Source organism: Microbulbifer sp. SE14 (assembly GCF_059834885.1).
In genome coordinates this window covers 1-882 of the sequence record NZ_JCBAJA010000085.1, presented here as the reverse complement: position 1 = coordinate 882, position 882 = coordinate 1, and the positions used below count along the sequence as shown (strand labels likewise).

1 protein-coding gene is annotated in these 882 nt (G+C 48.4%); it reads right to left on the bottom strand.

Annotation, left to right across the window (positions count from 1 at the left end; all coding sequences use genetic code 11):
- A partial coding sequence (locus tag AC6R19_RS22750) for an IS630 family transposase (RefSeq protein ID WP_500582155.1) occupies positions 1-882 on the bottom strand: 882 nt, incomplete at both ends.

Sequence of the window (882 nt, the reverse complement as noted above, 5' to 3'; positions counted from 1 at the left end):
GGCAGCAAAGGATACAGCCGCCTCTTGGAAAAATGATTTCACGAGTTTCTTGTTTTTCTTAATGCTCTGCAAATCTTTATTGGCACGACTCATCAAAGATTCGCCCTCCTTTAGCGGCTTCTTCGAAGTTCCTATATTCCTCATGTGGTTCCATACCAACTCATCCGGGTTCAAGTCCGGCGCGTATGGCGGCAAGAATACCATCTCAAGACTCCCGTCCTGAGATTCGACATATTCCAGAACCTTCTTCGATTTGTGCACCGGGTGGCCATCTACAATGAGGATTACTGGCCGCCTTTGACTTCTCTGGAAGTCCTTGAAGCACTCCAGACACTTGTCTGCTGTAAACTTTCCGCTGTAGATGTGGTACCAGAAGCCGCCTTTATTCGACAATGCAGAGATCGCGTTAATCGATTGCCTTTGTCCACTGGTTTTCACTACGGGAGTCTTCCCTTTTTCTCCCCATGTTCTTTGAAGCGGATCATCTGACCGGATGCTTGCCTCATCCAACCAGAATATCTCTGCACCAGTCTTTTTCGCATATGCCTTAATCTTTGGATAGACTTCCTTCACCCATTTTTTGACAGCCTTCTCGTCTCTTTCGTAGGCTCTTCGTAGTGGCTTTTGTGGAGTTAGGCCCAACCGGTGTAGAAGTTCACCGACACTAGTCACGCTGAGTTCAATACCGAATTTCTCCCGAATCAGATCTGAAATAATCTGACGCGTCCACAACCCGAAATCAAAGCCGTGCTGCCTTGGGTCACCGCCGACAACCCAGCGTTTGACTTCTTGCTCCTCGATAGGAGACAGCTTTCTGCCACGCCCCGGCCTAGCTTTAGGTGCCAATGCATCGATGCCTTTTTCCCGTGCAATTTTTAACCA